16 protein-coding genes are annotated in these 16,072 nt (G+C 70.5%); 4 read left to right on the top strand and 12 right to left on the bottom strand.

Going from position 1 to position 16,072, the window contains the following annotated elements; all coding sequences use genetic code 11:
* Nucleotide 1 precedes the first annotated feature (1 nt).
* From IEW15_RS17545 to IEW15_RS17515, 7 genes are all read right to left on the bottom strand, one after another.
* The gene (locus IEW15_RS17545) at nucleotides 2-1,093 is read right to left on the bottom strand and encodes an ArsO family NAD(P)H-dependent flavin-containing monooxygenase (protein ID WP_188580335.1); all 1,092 of its coding nucleotides are present in this window, start codon (nucleotides 1,091-1,093) and stop codon (nucleotides 2-4) included.
* Nucleotides 1,093-2,349 carry an MFS transporter gene (locus tag IEW15_RS17540; protein WP_188580267.1) on the bottom strand — a complete coding sequence of 419 codons (1,257 nt, stop codon included), beginning with the start codon at nucleotides 2,347-2,349 and terminating at the stop codon, nucleotides 1,093-1,095. Before IEW15_RS17540 ends, IEW15_RS17545 begins: the two co-directional genes overlap by 1 nt.
* On the bottom strand, nucleotides 2,346-3,674 hold the full coding sequence (locus IEW15_RS17535) for an NAD(P)/FAD-dependent oxidoreductase (RefSeq protein ID WP_188580265.1): 1,329 nt from the start codon (nucleotides 3,672-3,674) through the stop codon (nucleotides 2,346-2,348). Before IEW15_RS17535 ends, IEW15_RS17540 begins: the two co-directional genes overlap by 4 nt.
* Nucleotides 3,675-3,795: 121 nt before the next feature.
* Nucleotides 3,796-4,242 carry a PadR family transcriptional regulator gene (locus IEW15_RS17530; protein ID WP_229708226.1) on the bottom strand — a complete coding sequence of 149 codons (447 nt, stop codon included), beginning with the start codon at nucleotides 4,240-4,242 and terminating at the stop codon, nucleotides 3,796-3,798.
* 109 nt (nucleotides 4,243-4,351) lie between these two features.
* The gene (locus IEW15_RS17525; RefSeq protein WP_229708225.1) at nucleotides 4,352-5,239 is read right to left on the bottom strand and encodes a DMT family transporter; all 888 of its coding nucleotides are present in this window, start codon (nucleotides 5,237-5,239) and stop codon (nucleotides 4,352-4,354) included.
* 21 nt (nucleotides 5,240-5,260) lie between these two features.
* Nucleotides 5,261-5,746 (bottom strand): DUF3574 domain-containing protein, encoded by a 486-nt coding sequence (locus IEW15_RS17520; RefSeq protein WP_188580261.1) that lies wholly within the window; start codon nucleotides 5,744-5,746, stop codon nucleotides 5,261-5,263.
* A gap of 24 nt (nucleotides 5,747-5,770) precedes the next feature.
* Nucleotides 5,771-6,544, bottom strand: a complete 774-nt coding sequence (locus IEW15_RS17515) for an MOSC domain-containing protein (protein ID WP_188580331.1) — start codon at nucleotides 6,542-6,544, stop codon at nucleotides 5,771-5,773.
* A gap of 221 nt (nucleotides 6,545-6,765) precedes the next feature.
* Here IEW15_RS17515 and IEW15_RS17510 point away from each other — a divergent pair, with 221 nt between their 5' ends.
* Nucleotides 6,766-7,227 carry a hypothetical protein gene (locus IEW15_RS17510; RefSeq protein ID WP_188580259.1) on the top strand — a complete coding sequence of 154 codons (462 nt, stop codon included), beginning with the start codon at nucleotides 6,766-6,768 and terminating at the stop codon, nucleotides 7,225-7,227.
* Here IEW15_RS17510 and IEW15_RS17505 read toward each other — a convergent pair.
* Together IEW15_RS17505 and IEW15_RS17500 are read right to left on the bottom strand one after the other, a co-directional pair.
* Entirely contained in the window at nucleotides 7,214-8,011 is a 798-nt protein-coding gene (locus tag IEW15_RS17505; protein WP_188580256.1) for a methyl-accepting chemotaxis protein, read from the bottom strand. The two genes, IEW15_RS17510 and IEW15_RS17505, sit on opposite strands and share 14 nt — an antisense overlap.
* A 150-nt stretch (nucleotides 8,012-8,161) precedes the next feature.
* On the bottom strand, nucleotides 8,162-9,259 hold the full coding sequence (locus IEW15_RS17500) for a lipid A deacylase LpxR family protein (protein WP_188580255.1): 1,098 nt from the start codon (nucleotides 9,257-9,259) through the stop codon (nucleotides 8,162-8,164).
* A 244-nt stretch (nucleotides 9,260-9,503) separates the two neighbouring features.
* Here IEW15_RS17500 and IEW15_RS17495 point away from each other — a divergent pair, with 244 nt between their 5' ends.
* A complete protein-coding gene (locus IEW15_RS17495) occupies nucleotides 9,504-10,721 on the top strand; it encodes an NAD(P)/FAD-dependent oxidoreductase (protein WP_188580329.1) in 1,218 nt (405 codons plus the stop codon).
* 10 nt (nucleotides 10,722-10,731) lie between these two features.
* Here IEW15_RS17495 and IEW15_RS17490 read toward each other — a convergent pair whose 3' ends face one another.
* From IEW15_RS17490 to IEW15_RS17480, 3 genes are read right to left on the bottom strand one after another with little or no spacing between them, the layout of a single operon-like run.
* A complete protein-coding gene (locus IEW15_RS17490; protein ID WP_229708222.1) occupies nucleotides 10,732-11,868 on the bottom strand; it encodes an ABC transporter ATP-binding protein in 1,137 nt (378 codons plus the stop codon).
* The gene (locus IEW15_RS17485) at nucleotides 11,865-13,565 is read right to left on the bottom strand and encodes an ABC transporter permease (RefSeq protein WP_188580253.1); all 1,701 of its coding nucleotides are present in this window, start codon (nucleotides 13,563-13,565) and stop codon (nucleotides 11,865-11,867) included. Before IEW15_RS17485 ends, IEW15_RS17490 begins: the two co-directional genes overlap by 4 nt.
* A gap of 14 nt (nucleotides 13,566-13,579) precedes the next feature.
* Nucleotides 13,580-14,584 carry an ABC transporter substrate-binding protein gene (locus IEW15_RS17480; RefSeq protein WP_188580252.1) on the bottom strand — a complete coding sequence of 335 codons (1,005 nt, stop codon included), beginning with the start codon at nucleotides 14,582-14,584 and terminating at the stop codon, nucleotides 13,580-13,582.
* 417 nt (nucleotides 14,585-15,001) lie between these two features.
* On the opposite strand from IEW15_RS17480, the gene IEW15_RS17475 reads away from it, so the two are divergent.
* Both IEW15_RS17475 and IEW15_RS17470 read left to right on the top strand, forming a co-directional pair.
* Entirely contained in the window at nucleotides 15,002-15,469 is a 468-nt protein-coding gene (locus IEW15_RS17475; protein ID WP_188580250.1) for a hypothetical protein, read from the top strand.
* 284 nt (nucleotides 15,470-15,753) lie between these two features.
* Complete coding sequence (locus tag IEW15_RS17470) at nucleotides 15,754-15,990, top strand: biotin/lipoyl-binding protein (protein WP_188580248.1); 237 nt, start codon at nucleotides 15,754-15,756, stop codon at nucleotides 15,988-15,990.
* The last annotated feature ends 82 nt before the right edge of the window (nucleotides 15,991-16,072 follow it).

The following is a 16,072-nucleotide window of genomic DNA, read 5'->3' as shown; positions in this document are numbered from 1 at the left end:
ATTACTCGGCGCCCAGGCGGCAGGCGGCGGCGATGCCGGCGGCCGTGGCCCGTGCCGAGGGCGTGATACCGCCCAGTGTCGCGGAGGCGAAGCCGGTCCAGTCGCCATAGCCCACCAGCCACAATCGCGGCTCGTCGAGGGCCCGGTTGCCATCGACGGCAATCTGCCCGGCCGCGTTCGCAAGCCTCAATGGCGCCAGACAGGCCAGTGCCGGCCGGAAGCCGGTGCACCAGATGACGGCATCGGCCTTAACCATGCGACCATCGACCAGTTCCGCGCCCCGTGGCCGCAGGCGGCGGATCGGTCCGGCGCTGACCAGCCGGCCGCGGTCGCGCGCCGCCCGCACCGGCGGCACCATCACGATCGATTGAAGCCCGCCCACCAGCGGCGCAGGCGGGGTATCGCCGCGCGACAGGGCGACGGCGCGGGCGCGGGCGCGCTGGAACAGGGCGCGGCCATCCAGGTCGTCGGGCAGCAGATGCGGCGGATGTTCGGTGATCCAGGTGCAGCGGGCGACGCCCGACAGATCGGCCAGGATCTGGGCGCCGGAATTGCCGCCGCCGATGATCAGCACATCCAGGCCACTGAAACGGTCCGGGCGGTCGTAGTGGGCGGAATGCAGCATCAGGCCCTGAAAATCGCCCGCCCCCTCGATGTCGGGGATCACCGGTGCCGACCATGTGCCGGTGGCCGCCACCACCTGCCCGGCCCGCAGGTTCAGGCCGGGGCCGGTGAGCCGCAATCCGGCGCCATCGGTGGCACGGCTGACGCCGGTGACGGTGACCGGCCTGCGGATGTCGAAGCCATAGCGGGTTTCATAGGCGGCCAGATAGGCGATGACCTCAGGGCGGGTGGGAAAGCCGCCATCGGCAGCCGGTGGCATCGGCCAGCCAGGCAGGGTGTTCGCCTCGGCCGGCGAGAACAGACGCAGGCTGTCCCAGCCATGAACCCAGGCACCGCCGGGGCCGGCCCCTGCATCCAGCAGCAGTGGGTCGATGCCGGCCCGCTTCAGGAACCAGGCGACGGCCAGCCCCGACTGCCCGGCACCGATGATCGCGACCGGCACCACGGTGGCTTGCGGGCCTGTCGCCATCACGTGAGCCGCCGTCCTGGCCGGCCGATCACGGCGGCGATCCAGAATCCGGCGGCGATGAGCACCGATCCGGCGGTCAGTACCGGCATCACCGTGTCATAGGACTGCCCCATCCCCCACAGCATCGCGGCCCCCGCCGGGGCCAGGGCCTTGGCGATCAGGCTGGGGGCGGTGAGCGCGCCGTTGACGGCACCGTAAGCTTCCGGCCCGATCATCTCGGGCACGGCGAGCCCCCGCACGATGGTCATGATGCCGTTTGCGGCGCCATAGAGCACGGCCACCACCGCGATGGCCCAGAAGCCGGGCGGCGCCAGCCACAGCAGCAGCAGGGCGGCCGGGAACACGGCGACCACGCCCATGCCGATCAGCCGCACCGATGCGCGCGGCGCCAGCACCCAGATCGCGATCCGGCCGGCCACCTGTGCGGGGCCGATGATCGCCATGGCGGTGACGATGGCCGTGGTGGCAAAGCCGCGTTCGGCCAGCAGCGGATAGAGATGAAAGGTGAAGGCCGAGAACACCGCGGCATAGGCGGTGAACGACAGCGCCAGCGCCCAGAACACCGGCCGGCGCAGGGCCAGACGCAGTGCGCCACCACCGGCGGTGCCACTGGCCATGGCGGCCGGACGCGCCGGGGCCGCGCCGGGCCCGGCCCGGCCCCGGCGGTCGATCACCCAGGCATAAAGCGGCGCCGAGACCAGAAGGTTGATCAGCCCCAGCACGACCAGTGTGTTCCGCCAGCCCAGATGGTCGAGCAGGAGCTGGATCAGCGGAATGAACACCGTGCTGGCGAAACCGCCCCAGAGGGTCAGCGCGGTGATGCCGCGCCGGGCCTGAAGCGGCCCGGTGCGGCGGGCGACCACCGCGAAGGCCGGCTCATACAGCGTGGCGGCCTGCATCACGCCCAGACCGGCCAGGATCAGATACAGCGCCATCAGGCTGTCGATGCCCGACCAGACAAAAAGCAGCAGCCCGGCCAGCGCCGCGCCGCCGGCCATGACCGCCCGGCCATGGCCCCGGTCGACGGCGGTGCCGACCGGTATCGCCGCCAGCCCCGCCGCCAGCAGACCCACCGAGGCGGCACCGTATAGTGCCGGCTTGCCATGCCCCAGATCGCGGGCCATGGCATCGGCGATCTGGGGAAAGGCGTAATAGAGCGAGCCCCAGGAACAGATCTGGCCGATGCCGAGCCCGGTGATCAGCCGGTGATGCCGGGGGGGCGCGCCGGCGGCGGGCGATGTCGCGGCGGTCGTCATGCGGCACTGCCGCAGCAGCCGGCGGCGGCCGGCCGGGGATCGGCGATCCGGCGTGGCGCGGCGCTGCACACCCCGGTTTCGGGCAGCACCAGCCGCACGTCGCGTGCCGCCGCATGGTCGCCCGCCAGTTCCGCCACCACCGATCGCACCTGCTCATACCCCGTGGCCATCAGGAAGGTCGGCGCCCGGCCATAGGACTTGCCGCCCGCGACATAATAGCCGGGTTCCGCCGGCGCGTGCAGTTCCGCCACGCCATGGGGCGGCACGCTGCCGCAGGAATGCAGGTTCGGGTCGATCAGCGGCGCCAGGGCCGGCGGCGCCTCGACCACCGGATCGTGGCTGAGGCGCAGTTCGCGGGTGAGCGACAGATCGGGCCGGAGCCCGGTGGCCACCACCATGCGGTCGACGGTGAAACGGGTCGCCGCATCGCCTTCCTGTCCATTGATCAGCAGTGACGCGCCATCCCCGGCAAGGGCGATCGCGGTTGCGGCGAAACCATGGAGCAGGGTTACGCGGCCATCGGCGACGGCGGCCAGGGCATTGCTGCCAAGGGCACCACGGGCGGGTAGGCCATCGGCTGTGCCGCCGCCGGCGATCCGGCCGGCATCCTTGCGGCGCAATGCCCACAGGATGCGGGTCCGGGGCGCGGTATCAGCAAGTCGCAGCAGGTCCAGCACCACCGTCATCGCCGAATGACCGCCGCCGATCACCAGCACCCGGCGGTCGGCATAATGGTCACGGTCGCGGCCGGCGACATCGGGAATGCCGGTCGCCAGCAGGCCGGCGGCACGGGCGGCGCCTTCACCCGGAACCGGCAGGCCGTCGACCCCGGCGGGGGCCGGATTGCCCCAGCAGCCGGTGGCATCGATCACCGCCCGCGCCGGATCGGTGTGACGGGTGCCGGTGGCATCGCGCCAGTGGATCATGAACGGCCGCGACGCGCGGGGGGCCGCCGCATCGCCACCCGACACACGGTCGAGGCCGGCACGGGTGACGGCCTCGACCGTGGCATCGAGCGTCAGGTGCCGGGCGATCACCGGCAACGCCGCCAGCGGCGCCAGATAATCATCGATCAGGCTGGCGCCGGTCGGCAGGAACTCGTCATCGGGCAGGACCACCCCCGCCTGGTCGAGCAGGTGGCGTGCCGCCGGTGCCACATTCAGCCCCATGGGCGAGAACAGCCGGACATGCCGCCAATCCGCGACCGATGCGGCGGAATGGCCGGCGCGCTCATAGATCCGGAAGGGCAGGCCGCGCAGGGCCAGTTCGGCGGCGGCGGCGAGCCCCACCGGGCCGGCGCCCAGAACCGCGATGGTATCGGTCATCGGAAGATCCTTGTCTCAAGCCATCGATGCATAGATCATCGATGTATAAGGTGCCAAAAAGAGGCAGCGACCGCTGCCAGATTGGTTGCCACCCCGCTGCCGAACGCTGCCGTGATGGCTGTCAGCAGCAGGCGGGGTCGTCAGGCCGGGCTGTGGCGGGCAGATCGTGGCCGGCGACCGCGCCGGCATCGATCAGCGCGCGGGTGACCTCCATCCACGCCTCCACCGCCACCTGAAAGGCCTGATGGCCGCGATCGGTGAGGGTATAGACCCGCCGTTCGCGGCCCGAGACCAGTTCGGCGCGGACGGTGACATAGCCGCCGGCCTCGAAATCGCGCAGCACCGGATAGATCGTGCCTTCGGTGGGCGAGCAGCAGCCCCGGGTGATCCGCTCAACCGTGCGGGCGATGTCATAGCCATGCATCGGGCCGTCATGCAGCACGCGCAGGATGAAGAACTTCGACAGGCTCATCTTGATCGTGCCGGCCCAATAGGCCCGGCTGGTGAAGTCGGGCACCGGTTTCGGCACGGCACGGGTGGCGGCTTGGGCAGTGGGGGCGCTGGTCATGACATGATCCTGTGCCGGCATCGTCCGGCTGTCAATGCCCCGATGCATCGATGATCAATGTATTGGATCGGAGATGTATGGGCCGGGAATGTATAGGACCGGATGGGCGTCACCGCCGCAGCACCAGCACATTGCCGGCCAGGATGATCGCGGCGCCCGCCAGGATGACCGGGGTCAGCACCAGCCCTTCGAACCCCCAGGACAGGCTGAGCGCCACCAGCGGCACCAGGGCCATGGCATAGGCGGCGCGCCCGGGACCGATGCGCCGCACCAGGCTGAAATAGACCAGGAAATTCACGCAGGATGCCGGCACGGCCAGATAGGCGAGGCTGGCCACATAGCGCAGCGACGGATCGAAGCGGATCGGCTGGCCCGACAGGATGGCGGCGGCAAAGGCGGTGGCGCCGCCGATCAGCCCGCCCCATGTGATCACCGTTTCCATGGCAAGGCCCCGGCCTTGATTGCGGGCGCCGATCACCGTGCCGAAACCGGCGGCAATGGCGGCCAGCGCTGCCCAGGCGAGGCCGGCAACAACGGCGGTGGCGTCACCTGTCGTGCCGCCACGGCTCCCGGCCAGCCCGTTGCCGGCGATCAGCGTCAGGATGTCGCCGGAAAACACCACGGCCACGCCCAGGATGCCCAGGCCCAGGCCCAGGCCGTGGCGGATGGTCAGCCGCGTGCCCAGCACCAGCCGGCCGAACAGGGCCGCGAACACCGATGAGGTCGACAGCACCAGCGCCGCCGGACCGCTGGGGATCAGCCGCACGGCGTTGTAGAAGGCGATGAAGGCGAGGCCGAAGAACAGCACGCCCTGAACCAGCACCCAGGGCCGGTCGGCGCGCGGCACCGTCAGCGTCACGCCCCGCCACCGCGCCCACAGCATCATCAGCAGCCCGGCGGTCACCATCCGATAGCCGACCGAGACCAGGGCCGGAACGGGGCCGGCTTGAAAGGCTGTGGCCAGCGCGCCACCACCCCAGAGCAGCGCTGTGAACATGAACAGGAAGGCGTTCATCCGCTAAAAGCTGACGCAGGCGGTGTCGAGCGCCAGCCCCACGGCCTGCTGATCGAACCGGGTCATGTAATCGCGGCGCAGGGTATCGAGCCGCTGGCGCAGCGCCGGGGCCGGGCCGTCGGCCAGCAGGATGAGGCTGCGTCCCGCCTCGCGGATCGTCTGGCCGGTTTCGGTGTCGCGCCAGCCGCCGGTGGTTTCGATGATCGTGAACCCGTCGGGGAAGGCCGGGCTGACCGTCTGGTCGACAAAGCCGTCGAAATCGGCGGCGGTCACCGGCGGGCGCCCGTCTGGTCGGCTGAGGCCGAAGAACAACTGGGCGCGGATCATGCGCGCATCGCTATCGAGGCAGGCGGGTGAGGCGCCATGGGGAAGGCCGACGGCCTGGGATGCGCCGGGGCGCGGCGGCCCGCCGGCGCAGGCACCGAGCAGAAGAGCGAGGCCGATGGCGGCCATGACAGGTCGGTGGCGCATGGCAGGCTTATGGCGCATGGCGCGGACGGTTCCTCTGATCGATCAGGCGCCGTCGAGCCGGCGGCGCTGATCCTCGATCCGGCCCGAGGCGAGGCGCTTGCGGGCGAGATCCCGCCAGGATGATGCCAATTGCGGCAATGCTGCAAGGCTCTTGAGACCTGTGGTTGAAATCTCCGGTTGCGGCAGATCGGCCATGGCGCGTGCGGGATCGGGATGGCGGCCGTTCAGCACCGCCAGCACCCGGGCCAGCGGCCAGAGCGGCTGCGGCCGCGCGATCAGCACCAGCCGGTCGCCGGGCGCGATGCGGCCCGGCCGGATCACCCGGTAATACCAGCCGGTGCGGTGGCTGGTCTGCACGCCGCGGGACATGTCGGGGCGGCCGAAGCGCAGGTTCAGCCGGAAGCAGGGCTGGCGCCCCTGCGAGACCTCGATCACCGTCTGGCCCAGCCGGAAACGGTCGCCGATACAGATATCGGTTTCGGTCAGGCCGGTACTGGTCAGGTTCTCGCCGAAGGCGCCGGGGTGCGACAGCAGGGCTGTCAGCGGTGGTGGCGCATCGGGGCCGTCGGCATCCAGCCGCTGCCGCCACCAGGGATAATGGTCGAAGGCATAATGATGCAGGGCCTTTTCCGGCCCGCCATGGTGTCGCCGGTCACCGCGGCCGTCGCCGACGATGCCGAGCGGCCCCAGCCAGACCGGCCCTGCGACCGGCTGCCGGTCGATCGCCGAGGGGACGGCTTTGGGGCCGAGCGGCCGCACCGGGCCTGCGAAGATCGCCGGAATGGCGATGTCGATCGGGGGCAGGGTCATCATCATCTCCAGCCCGCATGGTCGGCCCCGCGCCGGACGCACGGCGGTGCTGCGGGCGGCGGCGATGCTAGCCGCCAAGGGCCGGTGGCCGCAAGTGGCCGCAGCGTCGCAACCCAACCATCGCGCGAAATCTGGCTAGAGTGGCGGCATTGCCATGAATGGAGGGTGCGGTGACACATTGCGGCAATGAGCAACCACGCGGCGCCCATCTGCTTGACCTGTCGGCGATGGCGACGCGGATGGCCGACCGGCTGGAGGCGGCCGGACCGGGAGATGATGGTCTGGCGGATCTGTGTCGTCAGGGGGCGATGCTGAGCGGATTGTGGCGGATCGCCCGCCAGTTGCTGCGCGAAGCCCGCCGGCTGTCGGACGAGGAACCAGACCCCACCCCGGGCCCGGAGGCGTTGCGCGCCGCCGCCGATCAGTGGATGCGCGCGCATGGCTATGTCCGCATTGCCGCGCCGGGTGATTTCATCTGCAGCCCGCAGGATCTGACCCTGACCCTCTGCACCAGCCCGCCGCATGCGGGCTGGCAGGGGGCGGGCTGGCAGGGGGCGGGCTGGCAGGGGGAACGGGCGGATGCGGCGGCGGTGATGGCCTGGCTGGCACGGATGCCTGCTGGCCCGGATGCGGTGGCTGACGCGGCCGATGCCGCGCCAGCCGGGAGCGGCCCGGTCAGGCGGCCTTGATTTCCGTCACGTAAGTGTCGACCAGGGTGCGGAGCCGCTGGGCTTCTTCCGACAGCGAGCCTGCGGCACCGCGGACGTCGTTGGCGGCCCGGCCGGGTTGACCGTGCCGGAAATCGAGCGGATGGCACCGACGGACGGTACGGTCGGTGGCGCCGGTGATCGCGTCGATCTGGGTCTGGATCTCCTCGGTCGCACGGCTGGTCTGGCGGGCGAGGCTCTTCACTTCCGAGGCGCCGACCGCGAAGCCCTTGCCGGCCTCGCCGGCGCGCGCGGCCTCGATCGTGGCGTTCAGGGCCAGAAGATTGGTCTGCGAAGCGATCTGCTGGATCAGCAGCACCACATCGCCGATCTTCTGGGCGGTGCGGGCCAGATCCTGAACGATGCCGTCGGTGGTCTGGGCCTCGGCCACCGCGCGGCGGGTGACGTCGGCGGTGTCGGCGGTGCGCGCGCCCACCTCGCGGATCGAGGCGGCGAGTTCCTCCGACGCGGTCGCGATGGTCTGAACGTTGGTGGTCGCGTGTTCGGCGGCGGCGGCGACACTGGCGCTGCGGCTGCTGTTCTCGTCGGCGGTGCTGGTCATGGTCTCGGCGCTGCTCCGCATCTGGCTGGCGGAAGAGCCAAGCGTCGAGACCACCCGGCCGATCTCGGTCAGGAAGCGCTGGGTGGCGGCATCGCGGCGGACGCGTTCGGCCTCCCGTGCGGCACGGGCGGATTCCTGCTCGGCGGCCAGGCGCTCGACGATGATCAGCTTGGTCCCGATCTTCAGTGAGCGGAAGGACGGCATGTCTGGCAATCCTGTGTGGATCCGGAAGCGTCGCCCGATGGCGACGTCTTCCGGATGCTACACGGTTCATCTTAAGAATAGCTTGGTGTCGAAAATAACTCGCCTCTGTCGTCTTGATTGACTGGTATTCGTTGTGCTCGGACTGCAAGCCTAGAAGTTGAACGACACTGAAAACGCACCGAACTGATCACCCTCATCCTGACCGTCGAATTCCTTGGTCCGGAAGATGTGGGTATAGCCGAAGCGGGTGCCGCCGATGGTGATGGCGAGGCCGGCCTGAAGGTCACCGACCAGCGGCTTCTTGTCGACGCTGCGGCTGTCCTTCCAGGTGTTGCCGTCCAGGAAGATGTTCTGGGCGACGGCGCGGCCGTCGACGCCGGCGAACAGATACCAGCCCCAATTGCTGGTCGGGCGGAAATAGGTCGATCCCGGCAGGCTGGGGCTGATCCGTGGCGGCCCGTAATCGCGCGGCAGATCCTGGCCCACCCGCATGGTGAAACCGGTATTGGCATAGGTGAAGACATTGCCCAGCGCGAAGCCCGCATGGGGGGTGACATCGGCCGCGAAGCCCAAGGCCGATCCGGCGGCCAGCGCACGCCAGCTTTTCTGATAGGTCAGCTGGATGGCGGGTTCATCCTTCAACTGGGTGTCCCAGCCCTGGGGATCGTCGGAATCAATCAGGTCATGGATGGTCTTCTGGGTCTGCTCGGCCAGTGACGAGGGGCCGACCACACCCAGCGACAGTTCAAGCTGATCGAGCACACCGCCGGTTTCTGCAACCACGCCCACCGAGCCGTACAGCCAGCCGGCATAGGGCCGGTCGCTCAGCAGCGGGTTGGCAAGCGAGGTATCACCGGGGGTATACATGCTCTGGCCCAGCGACCAGACCACCCGGATATCGCCGCCGAAGCCGGTATAGGGCAGCAGCCCCGCTGCCTTGCGCAACCATTCGGGCTCCTGGCCCGGGGCTGTCATATAGGACAGGCGGAAGCCGTTAGTGTAGTGGCGATCGGTGTTGGAAACAACATCGTTTTCGAACACCAGACTGAAGGTGCCGCCTTCGGCGTCATGGGCCATGTCGACCGGCTGGTCCGACGTGCCGTCGGTGGTGCCGACCACCGTGGTGGCGGAACCGGTGTTGCCGCTGGATGTCGCATCCTGAGCATGCGCATCTGCGAGGGGGAAACTGGCGACCACGAAGCCTGCGAGCAGGCTGCCGCAGAGATGCGCTGAAACGGACCGGATCATCGTGATATGCGTCCTCGGATGACTGTGACGTTGACGGCAGTGTTCCCGGCCGGCCACCGCCCGTCCAGAGGCATGATGACCGGAGGGACAGGTGGCGAACCGGACATCAACTAAAATGCAACAGTTGTGGTTCCGTTGCACGGCACTGGTTTTTGCCGTCGGCTTCGGATTACCGTGTGCCGGGGCCGCGCCCGCCGGTCGCGGGCAGGGATAACTGGGAGACCGCGCGATGGCGGCGGACAGGTTGAGCGCCGATGTGGTGATCATCGGCGGCGGGGTGATGGGCTCGGCGGTGGCGTGCTTTCTGGGCCATGACCCGGCATTCACCGGCCGTGTGCTGGTGGTGGAACGTGATGCCGGCTATGCCCGCGCATCGTCGGCCCTGTCGGCCGGGTCGATCCGTCAGCAATTCTCCACCCCCGCCAATATCCGGATGTCGCAATTCGGCTTCGCGCTGCTGTCCGACCCGGCGCCATGGCTGGCCGTGGACGGCGCGGTGCCGGATCTGGGGCTGGTGCGCCGGGCCTATCTGATACTGGCTGGCGCCGACAATGGCGCGGACGATGCCGCCGGTGCCGCCGGCGCCCATCTGGCCGCGGTTCATGCAGCACAGGCGGAAGCCGGTGCGCAGGCACTGCTGCTGGACCCGGCGGCGATGGCGGCCCGCTTTGCGTGGCTGAACACCGATGGTCTGGCCGGCGGCACGCTGGGGCTGGATGGCGAAGGCTGGTTCGACGGCTGGGCGCTGCTTCAGGCGCTGAAGCGGCGCGCGCGCGCCGCCGGCGCGGTCTATATCGAGGACAGGGTGACCGGGCTGGACCTGAGCGGCCCGGCGGATGGCCCGCGCCGGGTGACGGATGTGCGGCTGGCATCGGGCGGGCGAATTTCGGCCGGACAGGTGGTGAACGCGGCCGGCCCCTTTGCCGCCGACATCGCCGCCATGGCCGGTATCGACCTGCCGGTGCGGCCGCGCTGCCGGTCGGTCTTCGTGTTCGACTGCGCCCACGGCCCCCATGACGCGCCGCTGGTGGTGGATCCCACGGGCGTCTATATGCGCCCCGAAGGCGACCGCTTCATCTGTGGCTGGTCGCCGGGCGCCGGCGATGCCGACCCCGACAGTCCCGAACTGGTGGTGGATCACAGCCAGTTCGAAGACCGGATCTGGCCGGCGCTGGCGGCGCGCATCCCGGCCTTCGAACGTCTGCGGCCGGGAGCGTCGTGGGCGGGGCATTACGAGATGAACGTGTTCGACGCCAATGCCCTGATCGGCGCGGTGCCGCAAGTGCCCAATCTGTTGATGATCAACGGTTTCAGCGGCCACGGCCTGCAACAGGCGCCGGCCGCCGGGCGTGGTGTCGCCGAGTTGATCACCCATGGCCGGTTCACCAGCCTGGATCTTGGCCAGTTCACGCCCGAACGCGTGGCGGCCGGCGCCAGGCTGGTGGAACTGGCGGTGATCTGACGAACCATCATCAGGCGCGCGGCAGCACCCAGCCGTCGCGGACCAGCACGCCGATGGTCTCGCCGGTATCGGGCGCGTGGCGGCCGGTGCGCATCAGCAGCGGCTCACCTGCCCAGGGGGCCGCGAGGCGCAGCAGATGGCCGCCGCCTTCGAACGTCCGACGGCTGACGAAGGCGGGCAGGCTGCCGGTGGTGCCGGCCGGCGCCGGCACCAGGGCTTCCGGGCGCAGCACCACATGGGCGGGGCCGGCCAGCGTGCCGGGTGCCGCGCGGATGACCGCGTCGCCGCCACCGATCCGGACCGGCACCCGGCCGGCGGTTTCGCCGCGCAGCACCATGGCCGACACCATGGCGCCCTGGCCCACGAAGCGGGCGGTGGCGGTATCGGCAGGCTGGTCATAGAGTTCAGCCGGTGCCGCGACCTGCGCGATGCGGCCCTGATCCATCACCGCGATCCGGTCGGCCAGGGTCATCGCCTCGGTCTGGTCATGGGTGACATAGACCGTGGCGGCACCGGTCGCATCGTGCAGGCGGCGGATCTCGTCGCCGATGCCGCGGCGCAGATGCGGGTCCAGATTGGCCAGCGGTTCATCCATCAGCACCAGGGCCGGCGCCGCCGCCAGCACCCGGGCCAGGGCAACCCGCTGGCGCTGGCCGCCCGATAACCGGTCGGGCATGGTATCCGCGTGTTCGGCCAGCCCCACCGTATCCAGGGCCGCCGTCACCCGCGCCGCGGTTTCGGCCGGGCCGCGCCGGGCGCGTTTCAGCGCGAAGGCGACGTTTTCCGCCACCGTCATCTGCGGCCACAGCGCATAGGACTGGAACACCATGCCCACGCCCCGCGCCTCGGCCGGTACCAGCATCCGGCCGTCATGATCGACCGGGCGTCCGGCGATGCGGATGCGGCCGTCATCGGCGCCGTCGAGCCCCGCGATCAGCCGGAGCAGCGTGGTCTTGCCGCAACCGGACGGGCCCAGCAGCGCCAGGAATTCCCCTGGCGCCACGTCCAGATCGACATGATCCAGAACCGTCTTCCGTCCAAGGCGGCGGGTAAGGCCGCGAATGGCAAGGGCTGGCATGGCCGCGGGCCCGCCGGCCGTGTCGCGCACCATTCCCGATGCCGCATGAAGCACGGGCCGGTCGGTCATCGCTGGTCTCCGAAGGCGGCGTTGAGGCCGGGCAGGCGGGCGAGCAGGCGCAGGCCCGTCAGCGCCAGTGCCAACGAGGCGACCAGACTGGCAAGCGCCAGCGCGGCGGCGGCAGCGGTGTCGCCTTCGGCCTGCCGGGCATAGATCGCGACCCCGATGGTCTCGGCGCCGCGCGACCACAGCAGCGCCGACAGGGTGAGTTCGTTGAAGGCGGTCAGCAGCACCAGCAGCGCGCCGCCAGCGGCGGGGCCGGCCAGCGCGGGCCAGGTGCCGGCCAGAATACGGCGCGCCACCCCGGCGCCCGCCAGCCGCGCCGCCTGTTCCGGCGCCGGATCCAGCCTGCCGGCCGCCGCCATCACCGGTGCCAGCACCAGTGCTGGAAAGCGGCCCAGATAGGCGGCGAGCAGGATGAACGGTGTGCCGTACAGGCTGACGCCAAGACCCGGAAGCGGCGGCAGCAGCATCAGGATGACGGCGATGGCGAACACCGTGCCCGGCATGGCCAGCGCCAGATCGAAGGCGCCGGCGCCCAGCCGGGCCGCCCGGCCGCCACGGGCGGCGAACAGGCCGATCGGCACCGCGATGAGCACAGAGGCCATGGCGGCGAGGCTTGCGAGCACGGCCGAGGTCGCCATGGCGCCGAGGGCGCCATGGCGGGGGTCGACCATCATTCTGAAGCCGTCGAGGCTGGCGGTGGTGGCGGTGAGCGGCACACCCGGCGCCGGCACCAGCGATGCCGCGATCAGGGCCAGCAACGGCCCCAGGCTGATCGCCAGCATCGGCACCCAGACCAGCACCGCCAGCAGCCGGCGGCCGCGCCGCAGCGGCAGCCGCCCGATGATGCGGCCGCTGTCGGCGACACGGGCCGCGCGGCCCGCCGCCCGGCCTGACAGATGCAGCAGGATCAGGGTGCCCAATCCCAGCAGGGCGGCAAGCCGGGCCACATCACCCAGGCCCGCCGGGCCGAAACCCGACATCTGCTGATAGATCAAGGTCGCCATCACCGGATAGGCGCCAGGGATGCCCAGCAATGCCGGGACGCCGAAATTGCCCGCGGCCGAGATCAGCCCCAGGGCGGCGGCGGCCGCCAGCGCCGGGCGGATCAGCGGCCGGGCCGCCACGGCCAGCGCCAGGGTCGGGCCGGCGCCAGCGATGCGCGCCGCCTCCGCCGGCTCGGCCGGGATGCGGGTCGCGGCGCCGATCACCGCCAGAAAGCCGATCGGGCTGTGTTCCAGGCCCATCACCAGCCAGACGCCGGCGGCGCCCTCCAGGGGATGGCCGCCAAAGCTGGTCAGGCCCAGCCAGCCGGCGACCGGCCCCGCCGGATCGAACAGCCGGCCCCAGGCCAGCGCCGCGATCTGGCTGGGGATCAGCATCGGCAGCAGGGCAAGACCGCCGAGCGCGCGCCGCCCGGGCATGTCGGTCAGGGCCACCAGAAGTGCCAGCCCGCCGCCCAGCGTCAGCGCGATGGTGGTGGAGATGATGGCGGTGACGATGGTGTTCAGCGCCGCGTCCGCCACCCGCGCCTGGTCGATGCCGGTGGCGCTGGATGTCGTGGCAATGGCCTCGATCGCCAGCAGGGCCAGCGGCAGGCCCGCCAGCAGCAGCGCCGCCACCACCGGCAGCAGCCCGGCCCGTGCCGCCCGTGGATCGCCGGCGGGGCCGGCCAGGCGCAGCAGCAACCCGCCGGCGGCCATTCTCCCGGGCGGCGTCACCCGCCGAAGAGGGCGGCGAACCGGCGCCGGGTCTTGTCACTGGTACGGGCGAGTTGCTCAGGGGACACAGTGCGGATGGTGATGGCATCGACAGCCGGTCGGCCGGGCGGGCTGCCCGCATCGGCGCGCAGCGGCATATAGCCCTGGGCGACGGTGAAGCGCTGGCCGGCATCCGACAGCAGCCAGCCCACGAAGGCCCACGCCGCTTCAGGGTTGCGGGCGGTCTTCAGCACCGCCACCGGCTCGGTCACCGCCGTGACGCCGTCCGCCGGATAGACGAAGGCCACCGGCGATCCCTTGGCGGCGGCGTTGAAGGCCATGAAATCGACGATCACGCCATAGGCGGCACGGCCGGTGGCCACAGCGTCGAGCACCGCGCCATTGCCCTGGACGGCGCTGGCGCCGTTCGCCTTCAGCGCCTCGAAATAGGACCAGCCCAATGCCTCGTCGGCGCTGAGCGTGCCGACATGGATGGTGGCGGCACCCGAATAGAGCGGGCTTGGCATCACCACCCGGCCGGTGGCGGCTGGGCCGGCCAGATCCTGCCAGCCGCCGGGGGCAGGCACGCCGGCGGCCGTGTTCCAGACGATGCCGGTGGCGATGATCTTGGTGCCGAACCAGGTATTGTCGGGGTCATGGCTGTCGGGGGCCAGCCCGTCCACCGGCGCGTCGGGCCAGGCGGCGAGCCGGCCATCGGCCTTCAGTCCGGCCATGGTGACGCTGTCGGCGATCAGCAGCACGTCGGGTTCGGGCGCGCCGGCGGCGAATTCGGCCGCCAGTTTGGCCATCACTTCGGTCGTGCCCGATCGGAAGACGCTGACCGCCACATCCGGTTCGGCGGTGTTGAACGCCGCGACCAGATCGGCCATCGCCTTCGCCGGGGTCGAGGTATAGACCACCAGATCCCCGGATGCGGTTCCGGCGGCGGCATGGCCGGCGACCAGGGGCAGACAGGTCGCTGCGGCCAGCAGGGCGGCTGCGATCATGACCGGCTTCGACATCGGACGGCTCTCCCATGGGCGCGCTGGATTGGCGATCCATCCGCATAGCATGCCGATGTTTCAGGGAGATGATGGCGGGACGTTATTGTGAAGCCGCTCTGCCCGCGTCAGACGGCCGGCCGTGACCACGATGGGCACGGGCCGGCCATCGCCGGCCACAATTCGGGCACGGCTATGCCCGGTATCGCTCACGTGCGTTGGCGGCGGTTCCGGGCGACAGTGTGGTTGAGGCCGCGACGGGCCACCGCACTCCCCTCCCGCCCGTCCCGACTGCCGGTCCCGATCCCGCCCCACCCTGGCCCCGTCCCGCCCGGTGGGGATATGCGATGCTTCGATCCTCTCCCCGGAGCATCCAGACCGGCAGATGCGGCGCCCCGCCGCGGCCGCCCTTCTTGACACCCAGGAGTTCCCCCCATCATGGGCATCGCCTCCCCCCGCCTCATGATCCGCCTGGCAGCCGCGGCCGCGACGGTGCTGTTCCTGGCGGCCTGCGATGACGACGCAGAAACCCCGGCCGAGACCCCGCCGGCCGAGCAGACGGCCCCGACGCCAACTCCCACCGCGCCAGCCCCCACCGCGCCAGCCCCCACGTCACCGGAGCCGACAGCGCCGGCCCCCTCGGCCCCCCCGCCCGAGATGCAGCCGCCGCCGGCGAACGAGACCACACCGCCATCCGCCATCCCCGGTACCACGACCCCTGGCAGCACCACGATGCAGGACGACCCTGCCCTGCCGCGTGAGCCGCTGGAGCCCGAGGAGCCGATGCCCGGCACCACGGCGCCCGGCGAGGGCGGATCGGCTGGCGGTGGCACCTCGTCGGAGGTGATCGACGGCGATACAGACGAGATCGAGCCTGCGCCGGGTGCCCCGGCAACGGCCAACTGATCGGTCCGACCGCGAAGCAGGCCGGCGGAAGGGTGCGCCGACGGCCGGGTTCCCCTGAAGGACCGACAGGACGGGCCGGATGTTCCAGACGGAACACCCGGCCCGTTCCGCATGTGCGACTGGTGGCGTCTTCTCGTTCCCCGTACAGCCCTGTGACGCTTCTTACAGCGCGGCAATTTCTGGACCCGATCATCCAAAAAGTCGTTTGACCTGCTGGCGCAAGGGCGCATCTTGTGCGTCATCATTTTCTGGGCGCATGCGTCCAGTATTCCGGAGGCGGCAGGATGAAGCGGATCATCGGTGTGTTGGTGGTGCTGGCGGTGCTTGGGGCCGCGGGCTGGTATGGCGCTGCCTGGTGGACCCATGGCCGCTTCGTCGAAAGCACCGATGATGCCTATGTGCACAGCGACATCGCCAATATCGCGCCGCGCGTGGCGGGGCAGGTGGTCGCGGTGGCGGTGGCCGACAACAGCACGGTCGCCGAAGGGGCGGTGCTGTTCCGGATCGACGATGCCGATTAATACAAGCTTCTCAGCCGCAATCTATCTCGCTGCCGCCGTCATACATAGCCGATGAATCTCAACAGACCCTAGCATTACAGTT

It is taken from the genome of Tistrella bauzanensis (assembly GCF_014636235.1).
GTDB classification, from domain to species: Bacteria; Pseudomonadota; Alphaproteobacteria; order Tistrellales; family Tistrellaceae; genus Tistrella; species Tistrella bauzanensis.
This window is presented reverse-complemented; position numbering and strand designations above follow the sequence as displayed.

Excerpts from the sequence above, each read along its gene's own strand:
- IEW15_RS17515 (WP_188580331.1), bottom strand. The coding sequence starts at position 6,544 with ATGATGATGACCCTGCCCCCGATCGACATCGCCATTCCGGCGATCTTC.
- IEW15_RS17545 (WP_188580335.1), bottom strand. The coding sequence starts at position 1,093 with ATGGCGACAGGCCCGCAAGCCACCGTGGTGCCGGTCGCGATCATCGGT.
- IEW15_RS17510 (WP_188580259.1), top strand. The coding sequence starts at position 6,766 with ATGGCGACGCGGATGGCCGACCGGCTGGAGGCGGCCGGACCGGGAGAT.
- IEW15_RS17485 (WP_188580253.1), bottom strand. The coding sequence starts at position 13,565 with ATGGCCGCCGGCGGGTTGCTGCTGCGCCTGGCCGGCCCCGCCGGCGAT.
- IEW15_RS17470 (WP_188580248.1), top strand. The coding sequence starts at position 15,754 with ATGAAGCGGATCATCGGTGTGTTGGTGGTGCTGGCGGTGCTTGGGGCC.
- IEW15_RS17520 (WP_188580261.1), bottom strand. The coding sequence starts at position 5,746 with ATGCGCCATAAGCCTGCCATGCGCCACCGACCTGTCATGGCCGCCATC.
- IEW15_RS17525 (WP_229708225.1), bottom strand. The coding sequence starts at position 5,239 with ATGTTCACAGCGCTGCTCTGGGGTGGTGGCGCGCTGGCCACAGCCTTT.
- IEW15_RS17490 (WP_229708222.1), bottom strand. The coding sequence starts at position 11,868 with ATGACCGACCGGCCCGTGCTTCATGCGGCATCGGGAATGGTGCGCGAC.
- IEW15_RS17540 (WP_188580267.1), bottom strand. The coding sequence starts at position 2,349 with ATGACGACCGCCGCGACATCGCCCGCCGCCGGCGCGCCCCCCCGGCAT.
- IEW15_RS17535 (WP_188580265.1), bottom strand. The coding sequence starts at position 3,674 with ATGACCGATACCATCGCGGTTCTGGGCGCCGGCCCGGTGGGGCTCGCC.
- IEW15_RS17505 (WP_188580256.1), bottom strand. The coding sequence starts at position 8,011 with ATGCCGTCCTTCCGCTCACTGAAGATCGGGACCAAGCTGATCATCGTC.
- IEW15_RS17480 (WP_188580252.1), bottom strand. The coding sequence starts at position 14,584 with ATGTCGAAGCCGGTCATGATCGCAGCCGCCCTGCTGGCCGCAGCGACC.
- IEW15_RS17475 (WP_188580250.1), top strand. The coding sequence starts at position 15,002 with ATGGGCATCGCCTCCCCCCGCCTCATGATCCGCCTGGCAGCCGCGGCC.
- IEW15_RS17530 (WP_229708226.1), bottom strand. The coding sequence starts at position 4,242 with ATGACCAGCGCCCCCACTGCCCAAGCCGCCACCCGTGCCGTGCCGAAA.
- IEW15_RS17500 (WP_188580255.1), bottom strand. The coding sequence starts at position 9,259 with ATGATCCGGTCCGTTTCAGCGCATCTCTGCGGCAGCCTGCTCGCAGGC.